Origin of the sequence: Neorhizobium vignae (genome assembly GCF_000732195.1) — a bacterium.
Classification (GTDB): Bacteria; Pseudomonadota; Alphaproteobacteria; order Rhizobiales; family Rhizobiaceae; genus Neorhizobium; species Neorhizobium vignae.
On sequence record NZ_JNNU01000018.1, the window covers coordinates 81,714 to 107,428 of the forward strand.

22 protein-coding genes are annotated in these 25,715 nt (G+C 60.3%); 15 read left to right on the top strand and 7 right to left on the bottom strand.

Annotation, left to right across the window (positions count from 1 at the left end):
• Positions 1-3: 3 nt before the first annotated feature.
• Complete coding sequence (locus GQ59_RS25165) at positions 4-825, bottom strand: bifunctional allantoicase/(S)-ureidoglycine aminohydrolase (protein ID WP_037086505.1); 822 nt, start codon at positions 823-825, stop codon at positions 4-6.
• A 579-nt stretch (positions 826-1,404) separates the two neighbouring features.
• Between GQ59_RS25165 and GQ59_RS25170 the strand changes: the two genes are divergently transcribed.
• The 9 genes from GQ59_RS25170 to GQ59_RS25210 all read left to right on the top strand — a co-directional run bounded on the left by GQ59_RS25170 (position 1,405) and on the right by GQ59_RS25210 (position 11,689).
• A complete protein-coding gene (locus GQ59_RS25170; RefSeq protein ID WP_244448059.1) occupies positions 1,405-2,913 on the top strand; it encodes an ABC transporter substrate-binding protein in 1,509 nt (502 codons plus the stop codon).
• A 77-nt stretch (positions 2,914-2,990) separates the two neighbouring features.
• Positions 2,991-3,944, top strand: coding sequence for an ABC transporter permease (locus GQ59_RS25175; protein WP_037086507.1), 954 nt, complete (start codon positions 2,991-2,993; stop codon positions 3,942-3,944).
• Between the two features lie 3 nt (positions 3,945-3,947).
• The gene (locus GQ59_RS25180) at positions 3,948-4,841 is read left to right on the top strand and encodes an ABC transporter permease (protein WP_037086509.1); all 894 of its coding nucleotides are present in this window, start codon (positions 3,948-3,950) and stop codon (positions 4,839-4,841) included.
• Positions 4,838-5,899 (top strand): ABC transporter ATP-binding protein, encoded by a 1,062-nt coding sequence (locus GQ59_RS25185; RefSeq protein WP_037086511.1) that lies wholly within the window; start codon positions 4,838-4,840, stop codon positions 5,897-5,899. The genes GQ59_RS25180 and GQ59_RS25185 overlap by 4 nt, the downstream gene beginning before the upstream one ends.
• Positions 5,900-5,901: 2 nt before the next feature.
• Positions 5,902-6,867, top strand: a complete 966-nt coding sequence (locus GQ59_RS25190; RefSeq protein ID WP_432762609.1) for an ABC transporter ATP-binding protein — start codon at positions 5,902-5,904, stop codon at positions 6,865-6,867.
• 69 nt (positions 6,868-6,936) lie between these two features.
• Positions 6,937-7,614, top strand: a complete 678-nt coding sequence (locus GQ59_RS25195; RefSeq protein ID WP_037086516.1) for an aspartate/glutamate racemase family protein — start codon at positions 6,937-6,939, stop codon at positions 7,612-7,614.
• Between the two features lie 104 nt (positions 7,615-7,718).
• A complete protein-coding gene (locus GQ59_RS25200) occupies positions 7,719-8,558 on the top strand; it encodes a MurR/RpiR family transcriptional regulator (RefSeq protein WP_037086560.1) in 840 nt (279 codons plus the stop codon).
• 778 nt (positions 8,559-9,336) lie between these two features.
• A complete protein-coding gene (locus GQ59_RS25205; RefSeq protein WP_162183319.1) occupies positions 9,337-10,257 on the top strand; it encodes a sterol desaturase family protein in 921 nt (306 codons plus the stop codon).
• A 28-nt stretch (positions 10,258-10,285) separates the two neighbouring features.
• Positions 10,286-11,689 (top strand): hypothetical protein, encoded by a 1,404-nt coding sequence (locus tag GQ59_RS25210; protein WP_037086519.1) that lies wholly within the window; start codon positions 10,286-10,288, stop codon positions 11,687-11,689.
• Positions 11,690-11,711: 22 nt separating this feature from the next.
• Here GQ59_RS25210 and GQ59_RS25215 read toward each other — a convergent pair whose 3' ends face one another.
• Together GQ59_RS25215 and GQ59_RS25220 are read right to left on the bottom strand one after the other, a co-directional pair.
• Positions 11,712-12,641 carry a LamG domain-containing protein gene (locus tag GQ59_RS25215; protein WP_037086522.1) on the bottom strand — a complete coding sequence of 310 codons (930 nt, stop codon included), beginning with the start codon at positions 12,639-12,641 and terminating at the stop codon, positions 11,712-11,714.
• Positions 12,642-12,683: 42 nt separating this feature from the next.
• Complete coding sequence (locus GQ59_RS25220; protein WP_037086523.1) at positions 12,684-13,826, bottom strand: glycosyltransferase; 1,143 nt, start codon at positions 13,824-13,826, stop codon at positions 12,684-12,686.
• Positions 13,827-14,010: 184 nt separating this feature from the next.
• On the opposite strand from GQ59_RS25220, the gene GQ59_RS25225 reads away from it, so the two are divergent.
• Both GQ59_RS25225 and GQ59_RS25230 read left to right on the top strand, forming a co-directional pair.
• The gene (locus tag GQ59_RS25225; RefSeq protein ID WP_051904198.1) at positions 14,011-15,657 is read left to right on the top strand and encodes a GMC oxidoreductase; all 1,647 of its coding nucleotides are present in this window, start codon (positions 14,011-14,013) and stop codon (positions 15,655-15,657) included.
• A complete protein-coding gene (locus GQ59_RS25230) occupies positions 15,641-16,654 on the top strand; it encodes an NAD-dependent epimerase/dehydratase family protein (protein ID WP_037086525.1) in 1,014 nt (337 codons plus the stop codon). The genes GQ59_RS25225 and GQ59_RS25230 overlap by 17 nt, the downstream gene beginning before the upstream one ends.
• A gap of 44 nt (positions 16,655-16,698) precedes the next feature.
• On the opposite strand, the gene GQ59_RS25235 is transcribed toward GQ59_RS25230, so the two are convergent.
• From GQ59_RS25235 to GQ59_RS25245, 3 genes are all read right to left on the bottom strand, one after another.
• Complete coding sequence (locus GQ59_RS25235) at positions 16,699-16,980, bottom strand: hypothetical protein (RefSeq protein ID WP_207642196.1); 282 nt, start codon at positions 16,978-16,980, stop codon at positions 16,699-16,701.
• Between the two features lie 164 nt (positions 16,981-17,144).
• The gene (locus GQ59_RS25240) at positions 17,145-18,443 is read right to left on the bottom strand and encodes a polysaccharide biosynthesis/export family protein (protein ID WP_152564457.1); all 1,299 of its coding nucleotides are present in this window, start codon (positions 18,441-18,443) and stop codon (positions 17,145-17,147) included.
• 62 nt (positions 18,444-18,505) lie between these two features.
• The gene (locus GQ59_RS25245; protein WP_037086564.1) at positions 18,506-19,588 is read right to left on the bottom strand and encodes a glycosyltransferase; all 1,083 of its coding nucleotides are present in this window, start codon (positions 19,586-19,588) and stop codon (positions 18,506-18,508) included.
• Positions 19,589-19,911: 323 nt separating this feature from the next.
• Between GQ59_RS25245 and GQ59_RS25250 the strand changes: the two genes are divergently transcribed.
• Positions 19,912-20,631 (top strand): sugar transferase, encoded by a 720-nt coding sequence (locus GQ59_RS25250; protein WP_084683284.1) that lies wholly within the window; start codon positions 19,912-19,914, stop codon positions 20,629-20,631.
• 301 nt (positions 20,632-20,932) lie between these two features.
• On the opposite strand, the gene GQ59_RS33165 is transcribed toward GQ59_RS25250, so the two are convergent.
• Positions 20,933-21,235 (bottom strand): hypothetical protein, encoded by a 303-nt coding sequence (locus GQ59_RS33165; protein WP_244448055.1) that lies wholly within the window; start codon positions 21,233-21,235, stop codon positions 20,933-20,935.
• Between GQ59_RS33165 and GQ59_RS25255 the strand changes: the two genes are divergently transcribed.
• From GQ59_RS25255 to GQ59_RS25265, 3 genes are read left to right on the top strand one after another with little or no spacing between them, the layout of a single operon-like run.
• The gene (locus tag GQ59_RS25255; protein WP_244448056.1) at positions 21,203-22,957 is read left to right on the top strand and encodes a glycosyltransferase family 4 protein; all 1,755 of its coding nucleotides are present in this window, start codon (positions 21,203-21,205) and stop codon (positions 22,955-22,957) included. The genes GQ59_RS33165 and GQ59_RS25255 overlap by 33 nt on opposite strands.
• A 38-nt stretch (positions 22,958-22,995) precedes the next feature.
• Positions 22,996-24,627, top strand: a complete 1,632-nt coding sequence (locus GQ59_RS25260) for a Wzz/FepE/Etk N-terminal domain-containing protein (protein WP_341872401.1) — start codon at positions 22,996-22,998, stop codon at positions 24,625-24,627.
• The gene (locus GQ59_RS25265) at positions 24,624-25,715 is read left to right on the top strand and encodes a glycosyltransferase family 2 protein (protein WP_084683285.1); all 1,092 of its coding nucleotides are present in this window, start codon (positions 24,624-24,626) and stop codon (positions 25,713-25,715) included. Before GQ59_RS25260 ends, GQ59_RS25265 begins: the two co-directional genes overlap by 4 nt.

A 25,715-nucleotide genomic window follows, 5' to 3' on the forward strand; every position in this document is an offset into this window, starting at 1 on the left:
CGACTACCACAGTTCGGTGTGGCGGTTGACGTCCTTGTAGAGCAGGTAACGGAAGCGGCCGGGGCCGCCAGCATAACAGGCCTGCGGGCAAAAGGCGCGCAGCCACATGTAGTCGCCCGCCTCGACCTCCACCCAATCCTGATTGAGCCTGTAGACCGCCTTGCCTTCGAGAACGTAGAGGCCATGCTCCATCACATGGGTCTCCATGAAGGGGATGGTCGCGCCCGGTTCCAGGGTGACGATGTTGAGATGCATGTCGTAGCGGACGTCGGAGGTGTCGACGAAACGGGTTGTTCCCCAGCGGTCGCCCGTATCCGGCATCCATGAAATCGGATGCTCGTCTTCATGGGTGAAGACCGCCGGCGGAGCTTCCAGCCCCTCGACAGCCTGAAAGGCCTTGCGAACCCAGTGGAATTTGACCGGTGCCGTGCCGCGATTGCGCAGCTTCCACGGCGATCCGGCCGGGATATATGCAAAGGAGCCTGCCCTCAGCGCATGATCGTTTCCGGCAAACTCGATCGACATCTCGCCCTCGACGACGAAGATCGCCGCCTCGGCGCGCGCGTTGGGTTCCGGCCGGTCGCTTCCGCCGCCAGGCTGAACTTCCACGATGTATTGCGAGAACGTCTCCGAAAACCCCGTCATCGGGCGGGAGATGATCCATGCGCGGGTTCCCTGCCAATGGGGAAGCAGGCTGGCCACGATGTCTGACATGACTGTTCGGGGGATGACCGCATAGGATGTCGTGAAAACAGCCTTGCTGGAAAGAAGATCTGTCTGTGGCGGCAAACCGCCGAGGTTCGAATAATAATCTCTGTTGGTCATGGGTCTGTTTTGCGGTCCAATTTCGCGGCGTCTGATACGCTTATGCTTTAAGCGCCGTGCGCCTCTAATCAACCGATAAATTCAAGCCGACAAACCGTGGCTCCAAGATTTTCGCCATTTATCTGCCTAACCGACGACCTCGCAGCCACGCCGCGAAGTGCAACAGCCCCTCTCGAGGATCCACTGAAGCAGCCGTTCAGGACATCCGCCCCACATCGACGCTGCGGATACCGGCGCGGCATTTTTCGGCAGACGCCTCGCAGTCTCGCCACAGAATTCGGCACGAGCCGCCCCTATCTCGAAATCACGCTCATCCATCTGCGCTGTTCCTTTCGAGATGAGTGAAATCCTGGTTTCACAGAAATTGGCATGAAATCTGCTTCTCCTTTGATGACTGGGTCAAAGTCCAGCGACTTCAATAAAAGAGGGAACAGCATGACCAACACATCATCAAGTAGCCGGCACGGCATCGGCATTTTCCGGGACCTGCGGTTGACGACGGTATTTGGCGCGACCGCAGTTGCACTCCTTGCAGCCGCCGCCACCCCCGCGCTGGCGGCTGGAACGCTGCGCATCGGCATGACCGCTTCCGATATCCCGCTCACCACCGGCCAGACCGACCAGGGCGGCGAAGGCCAGCGCTTCATGGGTTATACGGTCTACAATTCCCTGATCGAGTGGGACCTTTCGAAAGCCGACAAACCGTCTGCCCTCATTCCAAGCCTTGCGACATCCTGGCAGGTCGATCCGGCCGATAAGACCAAATGGATCTTCAAGCTCCGCGATGGCGTCAAATTCCATGACGGCAGCGCCTTCAATGCGGATGCGGTCGTCTGGAACCTCGACAAGCTTCTGAAGGCGGACGCGCCACAGTTCGACAAGCGCCAGGCGGCCCAGGGCAAGTCGCGCATCCCGGCGGTCGCTTCCTACAAGGTCGTGGATCCCCTGACCGTCGAAATCACCACCAACACGCCAGATGCGACGCTTCCCTACCAGCTGAGCTGGATCCTGCTTTCCTCGCCGGCGAACTGGGAAAAGCAGGGCAAGAACTGGGATACGGTTGCCCAAAAGCCCTCCGGCACCGGCCCATGGAAGATGGAAAGCGGCTTTACGCCCCGCGAACGGGCCGAACTGACACCCAACAAGGACTATTGGGACAAAGCGCGCGTTCCCAAGCTCGACAAGCTCGTCCTGATCCCGTTGCCGGAACCCAATACCCGTGTCGCGGCGCTTCGCTCCGGCCAGGTCGACTGGATCGAGGCTCCCGCCCCGGATTCGGTGAAATCACTGAAGGAGGCCGGCCTCAAGATCATCACCAATTCCTATCCGCATAACTGGACCTGGCACCTGTCGCGCATCGACGGTTCCCCGTGGAACGATATCCGAGTCCGGAAGGCCGCAAACCTTGCCGTTGACCGCGATGGCCTCAACGAGCTTCTCGGCGGACTTTCCGTACCGGCGCAAGGCTACATGCCGCCCGGCCACCAGTGGTTCGGCAAGCCGACCTTCAAGGTGGAATACAATGTCGAGGAAGCCAAGAAGCTGATGAAGGAAGCGGGTTACGGCCCCGACAAGCCGCTCAAGACCAAGGTCATCATTTCCTCGTCTGGCTCGGGCCAGATGCTGCCGTTGCAGATGAACGAGTATATCCAGCAGACGCTTGCCGAAGTCGGCATCAATATCGAATACGAGGTCGCCGACTGGAATACCGTCATCAACATCTGGCGGGCGGGTGCCAAGGATCCGAGCGCCAAGGGCGCCACCGCGATCAACTACAGCTATTTCATCCAGGATCCCTTCACCGCCATGATCCGCCAGTCGCAGTGCAAGCTCGCCCCGCCGACCGGCACCAACTGGGGTTATTATTGCGACAAGGATATGGACGCGCTGTTCGACAAGGTGCGCAATACCTTCGATCCCGTGGAGCAGGACAAGGTGATGCAGCAGGTGCACGAGAAATACGTGAACGATGCGCTGTTCCTGATGGTGACGCATGACGTCAACCCCCGCGCCATGACCGCCAAGGTCAAGGGCTTCGTCCAGGCCCAGAACTGGTTCCAGGATTTTTCGACGATTACCATGGAGTAATCCCGAGCAGGCGGTGCGCCGGCGATCGGCGCACCGCCTTTCATGATGCCCGATCAACCTCTCCCGGTGAGGACACCATGCTGCTCTATGCCCTGAAACGACTTCTGCACGTCATTCCCGTCACGATCGGCGTGAGCATCGTATGCTTCATGCTGATCCATATCGCTCCGGGCGATCCGCTCGCCGCCATCCTGCCTTCGGATGCCTCTGCCGAGCTGCAGACGCAGATGCGCAGCTTCTACGGCCTCGACCGGCCGCTTCCTGTCCAATATGCCCTTTGGGCATGGCATGCGCTGCAGGGCGATCTCGGTACCTCGATCGCCAGCGGCCGGCCGGTGTTGAACGAGATCCTGGATGCATCCGTCAATTCCATCATCCTTGCTCTCGCTGCCGCCGTTATCGGCTTCGTGGCAGGTTCCTCCCTGGGTTTCCTGGCCGGCGTCTTTCGCGGCGGGTGGGTGGATCGCCTGGCATCGGCGGTTTCGATGCTCGGTGTCAGCGTGCCTCATTATTGGCTCGGCATGGTGCTGGTCATCGCCTTTTCCGTCACTCTCGGCTGGCTGCCGGCCATGGGCGGCGGACCGGAGGGATCGTCGGGCCGAAACCTAAGCTGGGCTTACCTGCAGTTCCTCATCTTGCCCGCGATCACCATGTCGGTCATCCCGATGGGCATCATCGCCCGCACCATCCGCTCGCTGGTCGCCGATATCCTCTCCCAGGACTTCACCCAGGCACTGGCCGCCAAGGGGCTTATGACACCACAGATCCTGCGCCACGTGGTGCGCAACGCCGCGCCGACCGCGCTCTCGGTCATGGGACTGCAACTCGGTTACCTGCTTGGCGGCTCGATCCTGATCGAAACGGTTTTCTCCTGGCCCGGAACCGGCTTCCTGCTGAACGGCGCGATCTTCACCCGCGACCTGCCCATCCTGCAGGGGACGATCCTGGTGCTCGCCATGTTCTTCGTTTTCCTCAACCTCGTCGTAGACGTGCTGCAGAGCGCGATCGATCCCCGCATCCAGAGGAGCTGACACATGGCTGTCGTCACCGCAGACATCGCGGCCCCTTCGCCTGCCGCTATCGCCAAGTCGCCCGGCTTCTGGAGCAGCGTGCTGCGCCGCATCTGCCGCGATCCGGTCGCCATGGCGGCCCTCGCTATTCTTCTGATCCTGGTGCTGATCGCGATTTTCGCTCCCTATATCGCGCCTTACGATCCCTCCAAGGGCAGCGTCATCCGCCGCCTCAAGCCGATCGGCACGCCAGGCTATATCTTCGGCACGGACGAACTCGGCCGCGACATGCTCTCCCGGCTGATCTACGGCGCGCGACTTTCGCTCATCATGGGCGTCATCCCGGTACCGATCGCCTTCATCATCGGCTCGACGATCGGGATCGTCGCCGGTTACGCGGGCGGCATCGTCAACACGCTGATAATGCGCACGGTCGACGTCTTCTACGCCTTTCCGTCGGTCCTTCTGGCCGTGGCGCTGTCGGGTGCACTCGGCGCGGGGCTCACCAATGCGCTGGTCTCGCTGACCGTCGTCTTCATCCCGCAGATCGCCCGCGTTGCCGAAAGCGTCACCACCCAGGTCCGCAAGCTCGACTACGTGGACGCGGCACGGGCGTCCGGCGCCCCGCCGATGACGATCATCCGGGTCCATATCCTCGGCAATGTGCTCGGCCCGATCTTCGTCTTCGCCACGAGCCTGATATCCGTATCGATGATCCTCGCCTCTGGCCTCTCCTTCCTTGGCCTCGGCGTGCGGCCGCCGGATGCCGAATGGGGACTGATGCTGAACACGCTTCGCACAGCGATCTACAACAACCCGTTCGTGGCGGCCCTGCCCGGCGTGATGATCTTCATCACCTCGATTTGCTTCAACCTTTTCTCAGACGGGCTGCGCACAGCCATGGATGTGAAGTCATGATCAGCATCGTTGAAGAACCTGCCTACGATCTTCCCGTCGGCGAAAGGGGCGGGCCTGCTCAGCCGCTCATCTCCGCGCGCGGCCTCATCAAGCATTTCCCGGTCAAGGGCAGCGGTTTCATGAAGCCGAAGAAGGTTGTCCGCGCCGTCGATGGCGTGGATTTCGACATCCTCAAGGGCGAGACGCTCGGGGTCGTCGGAGAAAGCGGCTGCGGCAAGTCCACCACGGCGCGGCTGCTGATGCAGCTCATCTTGCCCGACCGAGGCGATATCCTGTTCGACGGTGAGACGGTTGGCGGCGCGCTGCCGCTTTCCGACTACCGCCGCCAGGTCCAGATGGTCTTTCAGGACAGCTACGCCTCCCTCAACCCGCGGCTGACAATTGAAGAATCCATAGCCTTTGCGCCACGTGTGCATGGCATTGCTGCAGGCAGGGCGATCACCAGGGCCCACGACCTGCTGCACCGGGTCGGGCTGGAGCCGTCGCGCTTTGCCGGCCGCTACCCGCACGAACTGTCGGGCGGACAGCGGCAGCGCGTCAACATCGCCCGGGCGCTCGCACTCGAACCGCGGCTCATCATCCTCGACGAAGCCGTGTCGGCGCTCGACAAGTCGGTGGAGGCGCAGGTCCTGAACCTGCTCCTCGACCTGAAGCGGGATTTCGGGCTGACTTACCTGTTCATCTCCCACGACCTCAACGTCGTGCGCTTCATGTGCGACCGGGTTATGGTCATGTATCTCGGCAAGGTGGCCGAGATCGGCAGCCGGGACGCGATCTTCGAAAACACCCGCCATCCCTATTCCGCGGCGCTGCTGGCCTCGATGCCAAAGATGGACCCCTCCGAAAGAACCTTAGAGCCGCCGCTCTCGGGCGACCCGCCGAACCCGATCGATCCGCCTTCGGGCTGTCGGTTCCACACCCGCTGTTCGTTCGCCGAAAGCATCTGCAGCGAGAATTTGCCGCCGCTTGCCAGCGTTTCCGAAAGCCAGTCCGCAGCCTGCCTGATGTCCGTACCGGGCTCCCGCCACAGCCGTGCACCGGCATTGATGGAGGCATGACCATGCAAACCGCCGCGATGATCGATATTCGCAATCTTTCCGTGACGTTCAACCGCGGCCGAAAGCCCGTCAAAGCCGTCAACGGCGTCAGCCTTTCGGTGCAGCCGGGTGAGGTTGTTGCGCTGCTCGGCGAATCCGGGTCCGGCAAGAGCGTCACGATGCGCTCGCTGCTGCGCCTGCACCCCAAAGGCACGACGATCGAAGGCTCGATGACGGTCGCCGGCCGCGATGTGACGGGATTGACGGCCAAGGATCTCGGTGCCTTTCGCGGCGCCGTCGCCTCGATGGTCTTCCAGGAGCCGCGGCTGGCGCTTGACCCGGTCTATACGCTTGGCCGCCAGATAGAAGAAACCATCATGCGGCATGAGGGCATCTCGCGCGCGCAAGCCGCGGCGCGCGCGCTTGCTCTCTTCCAGAAGGTCAAGATCCCCTCCCCGGAGCGCCGGCTGCAGAACTATCCGCATGAAATGTCCGGCGGCATGCTGCAGCGATCGATGATCGCCATGGCGCTCGCCTGCAATCCGAAGGTCCTGCTCGCCGACGAACCGACCACGGCTCTCGATGCAACGGTACAGATCCAGATCCTCCTGCTGATCCGCGATTTGCAAAAGGAGTACGGGCTCTCCGTCATCTTCGTCACCCATGATATCGGCGTCGCGGCGGAGGTCGCGGACCGGATCGCGGTGATGTATGCCGGGCGAATCGTCGAGGAAGGCAGGGTTGCCGACATCATCCGCGAACCGAGACACCCATATACCAAGGGGCTGCTCGGTGCCCGCGTCGAACTGGCCCACGGACGCGACCGGCTGATCACCATTCCCGGGGCACCGCCGGACCTGGCCGCCATGCCGCCCGGTTGCGCCTTCGCGCCACGCTGCGCGCAGGTTTCCGATCTCTGCCGCACGGAAGTACCAGCCTTGATGCCGGTCGGCGGGACCGGCAGCGTCGCTTGTGTGCAATGCGCCTGAACGCCAAAGATGATGAGAGACGATGACAAGGCAGGGAGGGCATCCGGGCAATTGCGCACGGAACGAGACATGACGCGTATCACGTTGATCAATCCGAACACCTCCCGGGCGACGACGGCCATGATGACCGAGATCGCCCGGACATACCTGCCGGAAAAATTCTCCCTGGAGGGGGTCACCGCCACGAGAGGAGTATCGATGATCCTGAATGGCGAGGAGCTTGCTGCATCGGCCGGCGGCGTCGTCGAAATGGGGTTGGCGGCGGAGCAATTTAGCGATGGGCTGATCGTCAGCGCGTTCGGCGATCCGGGCCTCGATCGCCTGAAGGCCCTGTCCAGCCTGCCGACGGTCGGCATCTGCGAGGCGAGCATGTACGAAGCCTCCACCGGAGGCCGGCGTTTCGGCATTGCGACCGTTACCCCCGACCTCGTGGTGAGCTTCGCCGCCAAGGCTGAAACGCTTGGCCTTGCCCACCTCTTTACCGGTACGCGGCTGACCAGCGGGGATCCGCTGGTCCTTGCCTCCGACCCCGCACGTTTGCACGCGGCCCTTGAGATCGCGGTTCGCGAATGTCTCGAGCGGGATGGCGCCGAAGCCGTCATCATCGGCGGCGGTCCGCTGGGCCAGGCGGCGGCCGATCTTCAGCGGGCTCTCTCGTCACCGGTGATTGCGCCTATCCGCTCCGCTGTCGAACTGCTGCTTTCCCGGATGGCCCATGCTCCTGAAGCCGGATCGAGGGCGAACTGATGGGGGCATCTCCCAGGCAATGCCATGGAGGGGTCGTTTTTTCTGTTGCAAGTCGCGGCGTCCAGCCGGAAAGTCCGCGCGCTGATGTCTTGGCGGAGCTTACCGTGCCGAAGGATAAATCGTTCCTGTATCGCGTAAGGCAGGCAATTCCCCAGTTGCACCCTGCCGAGAAGCGCGTGGGGGAATTCGTCTGCGACTTTCCCGGCGAACTTGCCAGCTATTCGGCACAGGAGCTTGCCGCGCTTGCGCATGTCTCCAAGGCCACGGTGACGCGCTTCATCCAGCGCCTCGGCTACGAAAACTACGAGGAAGCCCGCCGTCATGCCCGGGCCGAAAAGCAGACCGGTTCCCGGCTCTTCCTGACGACCGCTGCCGACGCCGCGGCGGCCCAATCGATGCAAGCGCATGTCGCCCAGGGGGTCGCCAATCTTGAAGCGACGTTCCTTTCCATTTCCGAGGGCCAGATCGAGGCCGTGACGGAAGCGATGATTGCGGCCCGGAAGGTTTGGGTGCTCGGTTTCCGGAGCAGCCATCCCTTTGCCTCCTACCTGCAATGGCAGTTGACCCAGGTCATCGAGGATATCGTCGCAATCCCCGGCGCGGGGCAGACGCTTGGAGAACATCTTGTCAGCCTGCGGGAAGACGACGTGGTCATATTCTTCGCCATGCGCCGGAGAATCGCTCAGGTGGACGCCATCCTCACCCAGCTTCGGAAGTCAAAAGCGAAGTTCCTCTACATCACCGACGAGGGTGCCGCGTTCGAGACGTCGGCAACCTGGCATTTCCAATGCCAGACCCTGGCACCCGGCCCACTATTCAACCATACGGCGGTCATGGCCCTCTGCCATCTGCTGATCACCCGATGCCTGGAGAAGGCAGGCGTCGAGGGAAGAAAGCGGCTACGCAACATCGAGACGCTGAATGAAGGGCTAGACGAACTCTGATGCGGTCAGCGGCCAAATACCGGGTCGCCCCCCGGGCACTCAATTTGGCGGCTAGTCAATGTCGACCGATATCGCCACGGGCTTGAATGGATCGGAATGAAATCCGACGTCCACGATCCCAGCCGCGAGGTAACATCCCTGGCAGTCTTGATGCAAGCAGGGTCGCGGCATGCCGCACAAGCCGGCCCCCGACCACGATCAGAAACAGAACTGCTATGATGTACCCGCTCAACGAGGCGGCGCTTATCAGCCAGTGATCGCCGCAGCCAAATCATTGAGGGTCCGTCCGAAAATTCACAAGCGGCGTGCGAATGTCGATCCTTCCTAAACCTTTTGATGCTGTTGCCACTACGGTTCAAAACGATACGATCCGCTTGCGATACGGAGATAACCTAGGGCTCGGCTCGGAAAACGACCGACCTTGGGTTTTGCCGTAACTTGCGAAGAACGGCGAAGGATCGAGCCTTGGAACAGGTCTTCGGCAGATTCGTCGCCGCGTTGTGTGCCTTGCCGCCCATAGCGACCATACACAGTCCCCCAATGCGTCCTGACGTGAAGCACGTTCGGCTCCACGCAACGAGTGAAAGGGATCAAGATGGAAAATCTGCAGGCATATTTTCTGAATTTTCCGCAGTTCGCCATTACATGGGGGATTTTTTTCGGCGCCGGATTGCTGAGCTTCTTCTTTCTGCTGCGGAGAGACAGTTCGGACTTTTCATTCCGGGAAATGTTCGAGCACTGCGTGCCTTTCAACGTGCTCACATCGAAAAGTTTCCACATGGATGTCATCATCTATGTCTGGAGAAAGCTGACGGATCTCGTCTTTGTCGCCCCGGGCCTCGCGGCCACGGCTCTGGTTTCCGGCGCGATGGATTTTGGCTTGCGGTCCGTCTTTGCAGACTTTTCACCGCTGGGTATCAACTACGTCGTGACGTTCTCGTGCACGATCGTGATGCTGATTGCTGCCGAGTTCGCCGATTACCTGGTACATTATCTCGAACACAAGGTGCCTGCCTTGTGGGAGCTGCACAAAGTCCATCACTCGGCCGATTTCCTTAATCCCCTGACATCCAAGCGCGGCCACTCGTTCCCGCTGGTCTACGGCGGGATCGTTGCCGGCGTGATCACCGGCATGTTTGCCGGGCTGTTCATGTTCCTGTTCGGCATCAGCCTCGTCGAGGCCGTCGCCCTGCGGGCCGTCGCGAGCAAGCTATTCGCTATCTGGACTCTCGACCCCCTCAAGCACTCGCATATTCCGGTCAGTCTGGGTTGGTTCGACCGGTTCCTGATCAGCCCCCACATGCATCAGATCCACCACAGCAAGGTCGAGCGCCATTGGGACAAGAATTTCGGAACCAACCTTTCGATCTTCGACTGGATGTTTGGAACCGGCTACAGGCCTGAGAAAGGAGAAAAGGCGGTGTTCGGCATTTCCGGCTACAGCGACGCCTCATTGCAGAAATTCAATACGCTCAAGGGCGCCTATTTCGATCCGGTCCTGAGGAGCTGGAAGATGATCGTCGCACAGGTGCGGCCCAACGCCCGTGCCCAGCCTGGCGCCAAGCGGGACCGGCCAACTTTCATCATCGAAACGCCGATGAGGACGGAGCAAGGCGCCGAGACGGCCGGTTCGGCTCCGGCCGCCGCCATGGCCCCACGATCTCCTTCGCCGGCATCAAATACCGGATCTATGGGCTGATGAGCACCGGCAACGACAGGTATCGCGCATGAGTTTGGAGCCCATCGGGATATTTACGCTCGTTCTGGGGGCCTACTGTCTGTTCGCGGGATATCATGCGAGCATCGTCGTCTTCATCGGCCTTTCCGTTTTCGGTGCTGCGGCCGCGATCCTGGTGGGTTCCGCAAACATTCAGCCGGCGCACCTCTTTCTCGCATTCCTTGCTCTGAGCGTCCTCACCTATCGAGATAAGTTCAGCATCGCGCTGAAGGCACTGCACTTTCCGAGGCCAGGGTTCTGGCTGGCCTGTCTGCTGATCTACGGAACAGTGTTGGGTTTCTTCGCGCCGCGCCTGCTGGCCCGCATGACGGACATCATCCCGCTCGGGTCTTCCGAATATCCATCCACCGGCAGCACAGTGCCTTTGGGGCCGGTCTCCAGCAATTTTACCCAGGCGGTCTACGTTTCAGCAGATCTTCTCGCCTATGTGCTGATCCTGGCGATCGGATCCACCATGGCTGGCTTCAGGGCGATCACCGTCGGGGTTCTGGTATTCGCCGGCGCGAATGCCTTCTTTGCCCTGCTCGACATCGCGACCTATGGCACCGGGGCTCAAGACCTCTTTCTCTACATCCGCAATGCCCAATACACATTTCACGACGATGACGTCGTGGCCGGGGTCAAGCGTATCGTCGGCTCATGGCCGGAGGCGTCTGCGTTCGCCGGCATCAGCCTCGCCGCCGTCGGATTTACCGGCACGCTATGGCTCTGCGGACGCGACCTGAGATGGAGCGGCGCCCTTTTCCTTGTCACGACCCTGCTGGTGATACGCTCTACGTCGTCGGCTGGCCTGCTGGCTTTGCCGCTTTGCTTCGTGATCTTGTATATCACCGCCTTCTTCCGCTGTGGCGGGCAGTCCGGCACCAGGAACAGTTCGGCGATCGTGCTGTTTGCACCGCCCCTGGTTTGTCTCATCGCATTGGTGATTGCCCTCAACGACGCGCTTTTCCGACAGCTCTACGACTATTTTGACCTGCTCATCTTCAGCAAGTCCACATCACCTTCCGCAGTAGAACGCGGTTCCTGGAATACCTATGGATACCAGAATTTTCTCGATTCCTACGGTCTCGGGGTAGGCCTCGGCACCTCCCGCACATCAAGCTTCCTGTTCGCCCTGCTCTCCAATGTGGGAATACCCGGAACGATCATGTTTTCGCTCTTTGCGATCTCGGCATTCTCGAAACGGCGCGGGATGCCACGCACCTTCACCTCGGATGTCCGGCTGGCAGCGCGCAACGGCTGCGCCTGCCTGATGATCGGCGCCATGGTTGCGGGGCCGACCGTCGATCTCGGCCTGGTGTTCTTCATCCTGGCCGGCCTTTCGAGCGCCGAGCCCGAGCACGAAACGCTGACAGCCCCGTCGACCCACTACATGACCGTGAGGGTGAGTTGATCGCGCGCCTCAAGCTTGTCCGTCAGGCATAGACCCGGAAATAATCGACCCGCATGCGTGTGAGCGTGTCCGCGGGCAAGAGTGGCTGTGGATAAGGGACATCCGAACGCAGGGCAAGCGTGAGGACCGGCCAGAACACATCCTGCTCGGCATCGAGTTGTGCGGAGCGGTTGATCGTCCAGACCGCCGGCATTCCGGTCCTGGTATCAATGATGGGCTGCCGTTCGAAATAGATCGTGCATTCGGTGTCGGTGACCAGCACTCCGTATCGGCAATAACCGGCGGTCATGTCGATCGGCGTGGGCACTCCGGTTCCTTCATTGTGCTCGCCGGGTTGCCCCCATTCGTGCAGATAGGCCCCGTAGAGCGTAGGCTCCCAACCCTTCTGCTCGACGACGTCGATTTCGATGCTCGTCTGGGGATGCAGGATGCTGCGTCCGTTCATCATCCAGAAAGCCGGCCAACTCAACGGGTGTCTCGGAAAGAGCATCCGCGCCTCGAAATAACCGCGCCGCCAGCCTTTCAGGATCGTGCCATCGCGCTTGGCCGTCTGGATGTTGCCCGATATCCATTGAAACTCGGCGAGGTCATTGCCGTAATAATTGGGGACCTTCATCGGCCGTCCGATGTGTTTTGCAGCCACTTCCAACGCCCTGCCGTCGCTCGCCTGCGGGTCGTCGACAATCGCATAGGGATTGAAACCCTCTTCGCCGCCGTCTCTCGCGAAGGCAGACCGGCCGTAAAAGCCCGGATCGGAGGTCGTCGGCTTCGGACCGGCGTTCCAAGTCGACCAATCGAGCCTGGTAAAATTGTCCTCGAATATAAGGGCTCGCCCGCTGGTCGGGTCCTCCCGGCGCGCGGATGCCTTCGATCGCCAAACGAGACCGCCGACGAGGCCTGCCGAGGCCAAGGCGCCGACCGCGAATGAGCGGCGGGACAATAACGTCGTCATGATCCACCTCACGTCGTATCATTCAGGCCAGCCCGCAAAGGCCTATGCCGCTGCCGCACTCCGCAGCGCGTTGGCATGCACCTCGACCACCCGCTCCGGGCTGTAACAGTCAATGAATTCCTGGCGGAAGCCGGCATGGGCCTGCTCGGCACGCAGGTGGTCACAATAATAAACCATCGCGTTCACGAGCTCCTCGCGACGATCCACCGGCACGAGCAGGCCGAGCCTGCTGTCGACGAGGATATCGCTCGGGCCGAATTCGCAATCGGTCGCGATGACGGGCAGACCAAACCGCAACGCTTCGCAGATCGCCAGCGACCACCCTTCCCATCGGGACGTGGAGACATAGACGTCACTTGCCGCCAGCGCGGGCTGGGGATTTTCGGGATGATGCTCCAGGCTTACCACGTCCGTGAGGCCCCGGCGGTCGATCTCTGCCCGCAAGGCCGCCTCCCCGTCGCCATAACCGACGATTTTCAGCAGGACATTGCTCCGTTTTTTCCGCAGCTCTGAAAACGCGGCAAGGAGAATATCCTGGCCTTTTTGAAACGAGAAGCGACCGATATTGATGAACGTGACGTTATCGCCGACGCGTGCCTGGCCGGCATCGGAGAGGTCAAACTTTCGCACGGGGTTCGGCACCCAATAATGCGGGCGCTTGCTCTTGAACATCGCATTGAATGAGGTGAGCTGCCGCGGCGAGGTTCCGAAAACCGAGGCGATCTTCGGCAGGAAAAGCGTCTTCATCAACAGGAAGAGGATCTTGGCCTTGATATGGCTGCGCTCCAGCTTTGGATTGCCGTGGAGATGGACGGCAAACCGGCGCCGGATTCCGATGCAGGAGGCCATGCAGATCACCGTCGGCTCGATCTGCGGCACGACGATCAGGTCATAATCCTTGCCGGCGATGACCTCCCGGAAGTTGCGCATCAGTTCGATCCGGCTCGAAGCCACGCGGTCGATAATGGTGTAATTCCTGCCCTCCGTCGGGCGATTTTTGTGAACCGATGTGTAGAGGACGTCCACCTCGAAGTCGCTTCCATACCGATCCATCAGACCGGAGCAGATCGTATCCACGACCCTCTCGATACCGGCGAAAGCGCTCGTCCCCGGCTGGACGTAGAGGATCTTCAAAGGTGTATGGGGACTAAGTCTTTCGGAGTAGGGCATGGTTGCTATTTGCATATACCTTAACCTCTTTGAATTTTCCGAAGATCCTGTATAGTAAGGAAAATCTCCCATAAAAATGTCGGAAACACCCCTGCTGAAACGTTAAGTCAAACCTGGCGGAAGACAAGAAATTCTTCGCCGTCCAGAGCAATAACATTGATACAATGTCGATGAGATTGCAACAGCAAAGGTTTTCTGGATGTCCGGCATCGATTTAAACACGATTTCGGGAGAGACTGTACTTCCGCTTCCACCATGTGACATCTGCATTGTCGGGTCAGGACCGGCCGGCACGACGCTTGCGCAGGAATTGTCGAATACGAACCTGCGCGTCACTCTTCTGGAAAGCGGCGGCATGGCCCGCGATCCCCTGATGGATGCACTTGACGAGATCGACAATGTCGGCCGGCCGCGTGCCAGTGACCAGTGGTCCGTCCGCAATCGTATAGTTGGCGGCAGCTCCCACACCTGGGGTGGACGCTGCGGCCCGTTCGACGCCATCGACTATGAAGAGCGGCCTTGGGTTCCGTATTCCGGCTGGCCGATCGACGGCGGTGATCTCGAACCCTATCTGGCGCGCACTGCCTCCCATCTCGGCCTGGCTTTCGGCAGTGGCTACAATGATGAACGGTTCTGGGCGATTGCCAATCGCGAGCGGCCGGCGCTTGATCTCGACCCGGAAATCCTGATCCCCGTCTTCTGGCAATTCAGCCGGGACACGGAAGAAGCTTATCCTTACGAATATATGCGCTTCGGTCGTCATGTGGCCAAGCGGATCGGCGCCAATGTGACACTCGTCACCGGGGCGACGGTGCAGAGCGTTCAGGTTTCGGATTCCGGAGAAGCCGTCCGTGGCGTGCGGTTTGCGGCAGCCGACGGCAGTCAGCAGGTATTGACCGCATCCGCGGTGATCCTGTGCTGCGGAGGCGTCGAAAATGCACGCATACTGTTGAACTCCGACGAGACGAAACCTCATGGAGTGGGAAACGACCATGACCAGGTAGGACGCTACCTCATGGACCATCTGAGGGGTCCGGTGGCGACCTTTTCGCTACCGGGTTCCGATGCTCTTCAAAAGCGCTTTGGCCGATACAATGTCAGTCGCCATTTCTTTCGTGCCGGATTTCGGCTGAGTCCCGACATCCAGCGGCGCGAACAGCTGCTCAACTGCGCCGGCTGGCTCGGCGAGGTGTTGGCAAAGGATGATCCCTGGGATGCCTTGCGTCGCATGGCGGGGCGCACCCCGAAGCTGCCGCAGGACCTGTTCAATATCATCGCGAACAGCAATTTGCTCTTCAGGGGGTTAAGGGACTTTCTGGGTGCGAAGAACGGGGTTCCGCGCAAGCTGACCGAACTCGACCTGCAATGCATGTGCGAGCAGGTGCCCAATCCCGATAGCCGCGTGACCCTGTCTGAACGACGCGACCGGCTGGGCATGCGCTTGCCGCGAGTGGACTGGCGCAGCCACAGCGACGAGTCCCGCACGATGCGCAGAATGGCGGAGTTGGCTGTCCAGGAACTGCCGAAAGCAGGCCTGCCCGCGCCGAAGCTGGAGGAATGGGTCAAGGAAGGCGCCGAAATTCCCTCGACGTTCATCGATGTCGCCCATCCGACCGGAACAACGCGCATGTCCACGGAACCTGGCCGTGGCGTCGTCGATGCCAACTGCGAAGTGCATGGCGTCAGCGGTCTCTTCGTACAGGGCAGTTCGGTCTTCCCGACGGCCGGGCACTGCAATCCGACCCAGATGATCGTCGCACTGGCTGTTCGCCTCGCCGACCACATCAAGATGAAGCACTCCTATCGAGAACCAGTTCCGGTGACGGCCCATGCCAGATGCGCTTGAGGCAAAGCCGGTTCTGGTGACCGGCGCGACTGGCAGGATCGGCAGGGTCGTCGTCGCGGATCTGATCGAACGCGGTTATGCCGTACGCGCCACCACATCGAAGCCATTGGCGGCGGATGGAAGCGAGGTTGGCGGCCTCCTGGAGTGGCGGCGGTTCGACTTCATGACGGACGACAATTGGGATGGGCTCGTCAAGGGCTGCTGCGCCGTCCTGCACCTTGCGGCCGAGCTCGGCAAGATGGAGCGCATGCAGCGGGTCAATGTGGAAGCCACCCGACAACTTGCGCAAGCCTGCGAGCGCGAGGGTATTGCCGCCTTCTGTTATGCCAGCACCGTTTCGGTTTACGGGAGTGGGCGAAAGCGGCTGATCGACGAGGCGTCGCCGGTCTTGACCACCGACCGGGATATTCCCTCGCAATACTGGGCTCTCGCCTATGTTCGAATGTATGGGCGAACCAAGCTGGCAGGCGAGCTCGCATTGCGCGCCGTTGCAAGGCAGACCCGCTTTACGATCGTGCGGCCCGCCGTGGTCGTCGATATCAACCAGATCATAGGGATCCGCGACTGGAACCCGATCAAGCGACTGCTGGGCGCCCATCGCCATGCACATCACATCTATGTTCGCGACGTCTCCGACGCGATGATCTGGTTTATCGAGCGTGGACTGGCCGGACATGGTGAGCCGGGCCAGGTCGAGGTCTATAACCTTGCGGAGGACGATTGCCCCGATCCACGGCACATCGATTTCATGCGAAAGGCTTTCTCCGTCAGCCGTGACCGACGCTATAGAAGCATACCGATACCGGCGGTCGCCGATTGGCTTCACGATTTCCTGAGATTTAGAACCCTACCTTTGAGAAACCCTCTGTGGCGAATGCGCTTTTCCAACCAGCGACTGAAGGACGCCGGCTATCGCTTTCGTTACGGCATGGCAGATGCCCAACGCCTTGCGCTTTCCACCCTTGGAAAAACCGCCGGAAATGGAGAGGCCGAGTGAGGAAGTATCAGGTGACGGCGCTCCTATGCGGGGTCTTGAGCGTCTCATTCTCCCGAGTATTTTGAATTCACGCCCAGCGAGGATTGCTCTCGCTGGTTTACCCGCTTCCGGACATAGAGAAGATAGAAGATTCCATTCATGGCGACACACCCCGCCTCAAGCGCCACCGCCACCAGGAACGCCCAGGTCAATGCATCGGATATCGAATAATCGAGAACAATTGCGGTTGTCGTCAAAACGATGACGACGGCCAAAACGACGAGCGTGAAGATCAAAATTGGCAACCGGGCTGCACAAAGCAAGCCGATGATGAATGCAATGACCAAGTCCCAAGTCATCAGCGTCCTTTGGCCAGTCTCGTGGCCAGTTTCGTCTCCGGCATTTGAGAATTTTATTCTAACATGTGCTGATTGTCCCTAGCAAGCGGGAATCGACTAGCTTCCGGCCTCAAGCCGGATGGCGATTTTGTGCTGTCGGCTCCGGCTGCGATTTAAAAGTTCTTCGGCCGAATATCTCTTGCTCTTCTTTCCACCCGCACGACGTCGCCCGGACCTACTTCATCATTGTCACTGACGACCAGGGTCTGCATCGCTCCATTGATTGTCCGATTGACCTTGATGACAAACGCTGGCTCGCCGTCGGCTTCCAGTGCGGCAAGGGCGGCAGGAGCGCGCAATTCGAGGTTTGCCAGAAGCGCACGCGCCGTTTTCGCCTTTTCGGAATTGACAGCCAGCCGATCCCGCAGGTCCACGGCCTCGGTAAGCGCGTCACCTCTGTATTTCTGGCGAAAATCGCCCATTTCCTGATCGAGTTTGGCGAGATCCTGTTGCGTCTTGAGAATTGCAAGCGAGACATCCAGGCTGCGGCTTTCGAGATCCGCGAGGCTTTGGTTTGCGCCCAGCTGCCGAGACGATACCGTCAGCCCCTGGGACACCATCTTGTTGACGGCGGTCAGATCCTTTGCCGCCATTTCGGTCTGTCTGGCGAGCGAGCTTTCCTTGAGTCGCAGGGTTTCGAGCTGGTTCGTGGCCAGAATCTTGGCCTGACCAAGCCTGTCGAGTTCCGTGCTCATCAGGTGCAGCCGGGTCTCGAACAATGCCTGCTCATCCTGCATCACACGCGCCAGCGCCGGTCGGGAGGCTTGCGATGCCAGATCCTGCGGGAACGAGACCGTGGTCGCGCCGGCCAAAAGCGCCTCGACACGCGCCTGACGCGCCAGAAGGCCGTAATGTTCGAACTCCAGTTGGCCGAGGTCCCCGTGACTGACCAGCGCATCGCGCTGGAGAGCGAGCATTTCAGGATCTCCCTGCCCAAGCCCGCCAGCCATGCTGATTGCCTGGATCACCGTCAGGCCAGGCACGTAGCCGTATTTCCCCGGGTTGGACACCAAGCCGGTCACGAAGAATGGCCGATAGACCGAGACCTCCACGGAAGCATTGGGCCGCTTCTGCAAGCCGACCTGTTTCTGAAGCTGCTCCCCGATCAAGCCTGATACGTCATCCAGCGTCTTGCCGGCGACCGAAACGGTGCCGATGATCGGAAGCGACAACGTGCCTGCCGCGGACACGGAGAATTCACCGGTCAACGGCACCCATTCGAACGCCACTCCGGCATTCGGCCGCCATTCGAAAACGCGAATTTTCAGAACGTCCTGCGGCCCGAGCGTATAATCGGCCGCTCGTGCCGGAATGCCAGGAGAAAAAAACGCAAACCAGGCCACCAGCACCATGAGAAGCCTGGCCAGGTAACGCAGCCGGAAGGCTGACCCGGCCGATGCCCTGACATGCATCGCAAACGGGCGCTGCAAAAAGCTCAGTTGCTGCATCCGGTCACTCCCACTCTCAAGTTGGCTTAAGCTATTCGCACGTCATCCCAGATCGGCCCCTGCCCGGTGAGATGATTGGCGTAGGACCTGAATTTGTCGATGAAAACCGACGTCCGGAAATCCTGCGCCCGCGCGACGGCATCGGCGGGGTTGAGATCCATTTTATCGAGACGCTCCACGGCATCGATGACGGCCTCGATCGATTGGATCGGGAAGAATACACCGGTCTTGCCGGCGACCACGGTTTCCGTCGCTCCGCCCCGTCCATAGGCGATGACAGGGCGGCCGCTTGCCATCGCTTCAACAGGCACGATGCCGAAATCCTCCTCGCCCGGAAATACGAGTGCCCTGCAGCGTGCGTAGTGGTGCTGAAGGACGTCGAATGGCTGGGCACCCATGATCGTCACGGTCGGTCCGGCGATCTTGCGCAGGCGAGCCAGCATTTCGCCGCCGCCGATAACCACCAGCTTCGCCTTCATCCGGTTGAACGCTTCCACGGCGAGATCCGGGCGTTTGTAGCTCACCAGTTCCCCAGCCATCAGATAATAATCCTCGAGATCGCGGGTGGCGACCGGTCGAAAAGCCTGGGTATCGACGGGCGGATGGATGATATGGGCATCCCTGCGGTAATAGCTCTTCACCCGCTGTGCCACCGTCGTGGAATTGGCGATGAATTCATCGACGCGGCTGGCCGCCGCGACATCCCAGGTCCGCAAATAATGCGCCAGCGGCGGCATCATCAGCCGCGTCAGCCTGCCGGAGGTTTCATAGTACTTATTGTACATGTTCCAAATGTATCGCATGGGCGAATGACAGTAACAAATATGGATAGCCGGGGAGGTAGGTATTACTCCTTTTGAGGGTCCCGACTCGCTACTAATGACGAGGTCATACCCGCTGAGGTCCAGCTGCTCCAAAGCCATGGGCATCAGCGGCAGATATTTTTTGTACATCCGCTTCGCGTAAGGCAAGGAATCGATGAAGGTCGTTTGGATGCGATGCTTCCGGATTTCCGCTGATATTACAGCGGGATCATACACATGGGTGTAGATATCGGCGCCCGGATAAATTCGGCAGAGCGCCTCCAGGACCTTTTCGCCGCCCCGCATTCCGACCAGCCAGTAATGGACGATTGCCACCCGCATGAAGCTTCCCCAATGACCCGAGCAATAGCCAAATTCTTCAGCTATTGCGCCAATTTGGCTCACGCTATAGATCGAAAGAAGTAGATACGATTATCTACCCCGGAATGTGCAGTTTAATTCCCCCATATATCGGTAAATAGTGCCGATACTGTTCGTGATTGCCTAAATAGTGCGCCGCAACAAAAGTATTGTCAAATGAAATACCAGGCGCTAACGTGGGTCTGGATGCCGCTATAGATTGTCTGCCCATACCCTTTCGTCTTTTTTCTAGAGTACGGAGCCAGCAGATGAATGACATGAATGTCAGTGGTAATTTGAATGCGATGAACGGCACGCATCTTCAGGCACCCGAACAATTCGCCTTCCCGAGGATCGGAAACGAAGCCTCTCATCGCCTCTCGGTCTATCTGAAACGGGCACTCGACACGGTCATTTCTCTTATTGCCCTTATCGTTCTCATGCCGATGATCGTGATGCTGATCGCCCTGCTTTATGCCGTTCAGGGTCGCCCAATCTTCGTTGGGCACCGCCGGATCGGCAAGAATGGGGTGATGTTCCCGTGTCTCAAGTTCAGGACAATGGTCCCCAATGCCGACGAAGCTCTGCGTCGGCATCTCTCCGCCAATCCGTCGGACGGGGCGGAATGGGCCGCCACGCACAAACTGAAGAACGACCCCAGGATTACGCCGCTCGGCGCCTTGCTGCGCAAGAGCAGCGCCGACGAGATACCCCAGCTCCTGAACGTCATACTGGGACATATGAGCATCGTCGGCCCGCGCCCGATCGTGTCGAGCGAGGCGGAGTTCTATGGTCGTCACTTTGTGGATTACATCCGGGTTCGGCCGGGCCTGACTGGGCTTTGGCAGATCAGCGGCCGCAATGACATCAGCTACAACGCACGCGTCGAACTCGACATGCGCTATGTCCGAGAACAGAGCATCTGGGGGGATATCGTCATCATGGCCAAGACCGTCCCGGCGGTGTTGCGCGCGCACGGCAGCTATTGATTATTGAGCCCGCCCCGCGGGGCGGGCGGTTGAGAAACGGCGGACGTTCCGCGCGGGATGGAGTGAAATACGGCAGACGCAATGCAATAGCATCGAGGGATCAGCACATCTTGCAAGCCAGTTTTGAGATCGCCAGCAGGAACTTTCAGCAAAAAGAGACCGCCATCTGCTTGTCGCCGCGGTCCTGTTTTTCGCCACCCGGAAAATTCGCAGATGAGCGGGGCCCCCTCGTCCACCGCCCTTGGTACCCGCACATTGCCCCCCCTTTCCACGCAAACCATGATGGAGGGCAGTCGTGAGCTCAATCGAGCACTGCGCCATCAACGGACGGTTCCTGACGCAAAGTGCGACCGGCGTTCAGCGCTATGCGATGAATGTCGTCAAGGCTCTCGACCGCACCTTCGGTGATGAAGAGCGCTTGCCGATAATCGCTCCCGTCGGCACGACGGACCCGGGTTTTGCCCGACTTCCGCTGGTCACCTCCGGCAATTTCGGCGGGCACGCGTGGGAGCAGACCGTGCTTGCCCGGACTTGCCAGGGGCCGCTGCTCAATCTTTGCAATTCGGCACCCGTGCTCAAGAAGGATCAGATCGTCTGCATCCATGACGCCAATATTTTCGCCGCCCCGGAAAGTTATGGCCGCGCGTTCCGCATGGCCTACTCCCGACTGCATCCGCTCCTGGTTCGACGTTCCGCTCGCATCGCCACCGTCTCTCACGCATCGGCCCGGCAACTCGCCCGCTATCTGCCTGTCCGACAGAAAGATATTGCGGTCCTTCCCAATGGCCACGAACACGCTCTCGAGTGGGACGCCCGGCTGGCGAAGGTCGCGCCGCAAATGGTGGGTGCCATAGGCGCAAGAGGCCGCCAATTCGTTCTGGCGCTTGCCTCACGTGCCCATCACAAAAACCTTGGATTGCTGATGAAGGCGGCAGCGGCTCTTGACGATCTGGATATCGACATCATCGTCGCCGGCGGAAGTGCGGGTATCTTTGCCCCTGACCTTTTCGAAAAACAGCCCAACGTCCTTCTCGTGGGGCGGGTGTCGGACGACGATCTTGCCTATTTTCTGAAACATGCACTCTGTCTGGTGTTCCCCTCCATCACCGAGGGCTTTGGGCTGCCCATTGTCGAAGCCATGGCCTTGGGTTGCCCCGTCGTGGCGTCCGATTGCGCCAGCATGCCTGAAGTGTGCGGGGCGGCGGCGCTGATGGCCTCCCCCTTCCAGCCGGAGGAGTGGATCAGGCATATCGCAGCCCTGAAGGGGTCCGATCTGCTCAAAGGGGAGCTGCGCGGTCAAGGCTTGGAGCAGGTGCGCAACTTTTCTTGGACGAATACCGCAGCGGGTTATCGGGAGCTGCTTCAGAACCCCGCGAAAGACCTTGTTCCGCATAAGTCGCCAAGGTCGAAGGAACTTAACCTGGCAGTTGCCATCGCCACTCGCGGCCGCCCGGCCGTCGTCAGCGCGACGGTGCGCCATCTTCTCGCAACCCAGACGGTTCGACCGGATATGCTGGTGGTGTCCTGCGTCGATGCGTCCGACGTCGGCGATCTGGTTTCCGATCCCGAAGTGACGATCGTGACGGGAAAGGCGGGCCTTGCGGCCCAACGCAATAGAGCGCTCGCCAACCTGCCCGCCGGAACGGACGTAGTCGTCTTTTTCGACGATGATTTCGTCGCCGACGCAAATTGGCTGGCATCCACCGTCTGCGCGTTTCGCGATGAAAGCCGCCTCGTTGGGTTGACGGGGCACGTGATCGCTGATGGAATCAAAGGCCCCGGCATCCCCTTCGATGAGGCCCTTCGCCTTCTGGATCGTGCCCCATCCCCTGGTTCGAGGTGGCATGAACCCTACAGTCCCTATGGCTGCAACATGGCCTTCCGCATGTCCGCCATCGGCGACGCAAGGTTCGACGAACGGCTGGTCCTGTATGGCTGGCTGGAGGATCGTGATTTCGCGGCCGCGCTCGCCAAGCAGGGTGGACGCTTCGTCAAATCGGACGAGGCCTGCGGCATACACATGGGCGTCAAGAGCGGCCGCGTGAGCGGTGAGCGACTGGGATATTCTCAGATCGTCAACCCGCTTTACATGATGCGCAAGGGCACCATGACGCTTGCGCAGGTTGCCGACCAGGTTTTGCGCAACATCGCCAGCAATTTCGGCCGGCTGTTATGGGCGGAACCGTTTATCGATCGACGCGGGAGGGTCAAAGGCAATATCATGGGCTTTGCGGATGTTCTGCGAGGACGCCTGGAGCCTGAGCGGGCCGCTCGGTTGCCGGTCTTCAGCGATCGGCCGCTGCGAGCCGGAGGGAAGGCCAAATGACTTTCAACAGGCCTGGCCCTCTGGAGGAAGCTTCCCGCGTGTGGCGCACGGATCGCCCACCGACAGGCGATGCCGGCGAAGGTCCTCTCGCGCTGCTCCGCCTGATTATCGCGCTTGCGTGGCGCAACAAGATACGGCTTGTCGCGTGCACGGCAGCAGGGTTTCTACTCGCCTTTCTTTACGCGGACTCTCTCCCGAAGGTGTACAATGCCACGGCAACGCTTCTGCTGGAGCCGCGGCAATTTGCGTCCGCCGACCGAGACATCAGCGGGCAACAGAACCTGGACCTGAACAGCGCGGAAAGCGAATTGCAGATCATCCGTTCGGAGCGGCTTCTATCCGCCGTCTTCGACAGCCTTGTCCTTCAGGGCGATGCCGAACTCGGTCCCCGGCCGCCGAAGGAATTCAGCGGGCTGGCGGTTCAGGTGCAGGACACGGTGTCGACGCTCGTGGACAACGGGTTGACGACGCTTGGCAAGACATCAAGGCGGGCCGAGGATGCTCTGGACCCGGCCGCGGATCCCCGCGAAAACGCCCGCCGCATTGCCTTCGCGAATTTCGTCAAACGGCTGAGCGCGCGGCGGGTGGGGCAATCTTACGTCGTCGAAATCGAATTCTGGTCATACAATCAGAACCTTCCTGCCCGTGTCGCAAACGCCATGGCGTCGGGATACATCCTCCAATCGATTGCCTCCAAAGAACAGATGGCGCGCGCTGGCACGGACACGCTGCAAGGACGACTGGACGCGCTGGCTGCCCAGGTCAACGCGGCGCGGGAGGCGATGAGGAGCGGCACGTTACCCGTGCTGGCCACGCCGGATGCCGATGCGCGGATCATCGGCGCCGCGCTTCCGCCACTCGATCCCTCCGGCCCCCGCAAGAAACTGATCGCCGCATTGGGCGGGCTGCTGGGGTTTCTGATCGGCATGTCGACCATAGCTATCAACGTGGCCTTTGATCGGCGGGTGCGCGATACGAAGGAACTCTCGCAGGAAGCCGGCATTCCATGCCTGGCGACGGTCCCCGACACCGGAAAAACGGCAGGCATCGGGTGGCATTTCGACAGCCCGGCGCTTCAACGATATGCCAGTGTCATTCGCGACTTGAAAACCTCCGTCGATGTCGCCTGCGCATCGCAACGGCGGGAAAGAAACATCGTGATCGCGTTCATCGGGGCTACGGCTGCGACGGGCGTCTCGACCCTGTCTCTCAGCATGGCGCAGCTTCTGAGCCGAAGCGGCCACCATGTGACGTTCTTCTATTCGGGGCTGCCGTCCGTGGTCGAAGAAACATCCAGTTCCTCAACCTCCCTGGCCGATGTGGCAATCTCAGGTCTGAAGGCGGATCAGCTGTCCTTCGGCAATCTCGATGGCATTGCCACTCTGCCGATCCACTCGACGGACCCGCATATCGATATTTTTGCGGACTTCCGCCATCCCAGCGTATTGCGGATTCTGGAGACGGCTCGGCTGAAGGGAGATGTCATCTTCGATCTTCCCGCCCTTGATACTTCGCTGGATGCGCTGGCGCTGGCATTTCACGCCGATGCCGTCTTGATCGTCGCAAAGAGCGGACGCACGACAATTGATGAGGTGAAGGACGTTCACAACCAGCTGCGGCGCGCCGGCGCGCCGGTGATCGGCACCGTAGTCAACAGGGTGAGGTCATGACCACCGCCGGCCCCGTGGCTTCCCCGCGAACGCCTCCACAGGTGCAGGATTCCTCCGGATCTGAACAATTCACCGATGGTCAGGAGGGCCGTACCTGCAAGCTTGCGATCATCATCACCTGCTTCAACTATTCCCAATTCATCAGGCGCGCGGTTGAAAGCGTCCTCTCGCAAAAGTGCAGGCAGTGCCAGATCCTCGTGATCGACGACGGCTCCACCGATGGTTCGTGGGAGGTGATCCGCGAACTGGGGGTGCGCGCGTTTCGACTTTCAAACGGCGGTCAACGCAGGGCCTGTCTTTTTGGCCTTGAGCAGACACAGGCACCCTTCGTCCTGTTTCTGGATGCCGATGATGAGCTTCTCCCCGAAGCATTGGAGGTGATCCTCGCCAACCTGGACGACGGGGTTGCGAAACTTCAGTTTCCGTTGAAGCGGATCGATGGCGACGGCAATGTCATCAGCGGCCCGATACCCGAACTCCAGGCGTTCAGAGGACGGGAACTGGCCGGGCGGGTCTTGCGTACGGGTGCCTACGCGACACCTCCGACCTCGGGCAACGTTTTCAGACGCGACGTGTGCGAACTCCTGAAGGACGCAGACTATGACAGGGCTGTCGATGGCATCATCCTGTTCGCGGCGCCATTCATCGGCGACGTGGTGAGTCTGCCGCAGCCGCTCGGTCTTTACCGGGTCCATGACCGCAACGATTCCGGCTTCGGTGACGAACTGAACACTCAGGCTCTGCATCGGGATCTTCAGAGATTCGTCGCCAGGACGGAGCATCTACGCCGGATTCTGCCAGGCTATGGCTATCGGTCCGGTCTCGTATCCGCCGAGCATACCTATTTCTATCGTGAGCGGCGCTTTTATCTTGCGGTAGCGGAGGACGAACGGATTTCCTTCGCCAGACTGGCTGGGCTTGTGGGGCGGTTGTGGCGGGACAAAAATCCGCTGCGGATGAAGGTTTCCATGACGCTGTTTTTCACGGCCATCAGTCTGCTTCCCAGAGATCGCGCCCGAAAGGCGCTTGCCTATCGTCTGGGCGCGGGAACCCGCTCGACGCGCGGGCTCATTCGGGCGCTGACCTGA